A 1,951-nucleotide genomic window follows, 5' to 3' on the forward strand; every position below is an offset into this window, starting at 1 on the left:
CGGCCGTCCGCGCCACCGCGGCCGAGACCAGGGAGCCCCGGGAGGCGCGGTCCGGCCGTGACGCCCGCCCGGCGCACCCCGCCGGCCACCCCGGCCGGGAGGCCAGGGAGGTCCGGGAGGCGCGGGAGGTCCGGGAATCGGACGGCCACGCCCAGGACCAGCACGGCTCCGAGGGCCGCGCCCCGGCGCCGCGCTCGGCTCCATCGGTGCCCGCGGCGCGTGATCGCGCCGTAGGGTGAGTGGCGTGAATGACCGTTTGGTATGGATCGACTGTGAAATGACAGGCCTCGACCTCGACCGGGACGCCCTGGTCGAGGTCGCGGCACTGGTGACGGACTCGGAGCTGAACATCCTCGGCGAGGGTGTGGACGTCATCATCCGCCCGCCCGCCGAGGCGCTGGCGAACATGCCCGAGGTGGTGCGGGAGATGCACACCTCCTCCGGGCTGCTGGAGGAGCTGGAGCACGGGGTCACGCTGGCCGAGGCGGAGGCGATGGTCCTCGCGTACGTGCGCGAGCACGTGCCGGAGGCCGGGCGCACACCGCTGTGCGGGAACTCGGTGGCCACCGACCGCGGGTTCCTGAGCCGGGACATGCCCGCGCTGGAGAGTCACCTGCACTACCGGATCGTGGACGTCTCCTCGATCAAGGAGCTGGCCCGGCGCTGGTACCCGAAGGCGTACTACAACAGCCCCCCGAAGGGCGGGAACCACCGCGCGCTCGCCGACATCCGCGAGAGCATCGACGAACTGCGCTACTACCGCGAGGCGGTGTTCGTCGCGCAGCCGGGCCCGGACACCGACACCGCGCGCGCGATCGCCGAGAAGTACCGGGCGCAGGCGGACTGAGCCCGTAGGCGGCGGAGGTGCTCGCGCCCGGGGAGCGGAAACCCTGGCGCGAGCACCCTCCCGGATCCTGTAGAGTTCTTCTTGTCGGAGCGGGAACGCCGAAGAGCGTGAACGGTCCGGACAGATGGTGGGTGTAGCTCAGTTGGTAGAGCACCTGGTTGTGGTCCAGGTGGCCGCGGGTTCGAGTCCCGTCACTCACCCCATCGCCCCCGAGGGGCCGGTCTCGTCAAGGGACCGGCCCCTCGGGCTTTTTCGCGTTCCCTCACATCGGCGGCGGCCTGGCGGGGGTGGTGTGGCGCGCGTCGCACCGTGGTCCGCGTCTCATTCCCTTCCCCGGTCACGGGTCTGCCGCCGGAAGCTACCGGCTAGTAACGTTGCCGCCATGACCACTGCTTCGATCGGCCAGCTGCTCGACTCCACCGTCCCGATGGCCCGGACCCTCAAGCTCGAATACCTGGAGACCACCCCGGAGCGCGCGGTGCTCCGACTGCCCGACCAGCCCGAGTACCACAACCACGTGGGCGGCCCGCACGCCGGCGCGATGTTCACCCTCGCCGAGTCGGCCAGCGGCTGCATCGTGCTGGGCGCCTTCGGCGAGCAGCTCTCGCGCGCGGTGCCGCTCGCGGTGAGCGCCGAGATCTCCTACAAGAAGCTCGCCATGGGCGCCGTCACGGCCACCGCCGTGCTCGGCCGGCCGGCCGCCGACATCGTCGCCGAGCTCGACCGGGGCGAGCGCCCGGAGTTCCCGGTGACCGTCGAGATCACCCGCGCCGACGGAGCGGTGACCGGCGTCATGACGGTCGTCTGGACGCTGCGCCCCAACTCCTGAGCGGAGCACGGCGGACGGTCCGCGACGGCCGTCCGCGACAACCGTCCGTGTCCTCACGGTCCGCCCGCTCGTTCTCGATTCACGTGCGAGCCAATCACGCGACCAGGGGCCCGGAACCCGCCCGACGGACCGTCGGCGGCGGGTGGCGCGCGGTCCGGCGGTGGCTGCCCCGGCCGCGGGCCGTCGCGGCCGGCGGAGCACTGCTCGCACAGCTCTGGGGGTTCGGCGCCCCCGCCTCCTGCGCGGCCGGCGCCGACTCCCGCCCGGCTCCGACG

Annotated in this window: 2 protein-coding genes, 1 tRNA gene and 1 pseudogene; all 4 read left to right on the forward strand. The window is 72.9% G+C overall.

What is annotated here, in order from left to right:
• Positions 1-239, forward strand: a pseudogene (locus ABD308_RS32595) (hypothetical protein); the annotation flags it as partial.
• 5 nt (positions 240-244) lie between these two features.
• The gene (gene orn, locus ABD308_RS32600; protein ID WP_344343114.1) at positions 245-847 is read left to right on the forward strand and encodes an oligoribonuclease; all 603 of its coding nucleotides are present in this window, start codon (positions 245-247) and stop codon (positions 845-847) included.
• 127 nt (positions 848-974) lie between these two features.
• Positions 975-1,050 (forward strand) — tRNA-His (locus ABD308_RS32605).
• 179 nt (positions 1,051-1,229) lie between these two features.
• A complete protein-coding gene (locus tag ABD308_RS32610) occupies positions 1,230-1,676 on the forward strand; it encodes a DUF4442 domain-containing protein (protein WP_344343116.1) in 447 nt (148 codons plus the stop codon).
• The last annotated feature ends 275 nt before the right edge of the window (positions 1,677-1,951 follow it).

The sequence above is a fragment of the Kitasatospora putterlickiae genome (assembly GCF_039527695.1).
Taxonomy (GTDB): Bacteria; Actinomycetota; Actinomycetes; order Streptomycetales; family Streptomycetaceae; genus Kitasatospora; species Kitasatospora putterlickiae.

What these genes read in the sequence shown, in the direction of transcription:
- ABD308_RS32610 (WP_344343116.1), top strand. Translation starts at nt 1,230, where the DNA reads ATGACCACTGCTTCGATCGGCCAGCTGCTCGACTCCACCGTCCCGATG.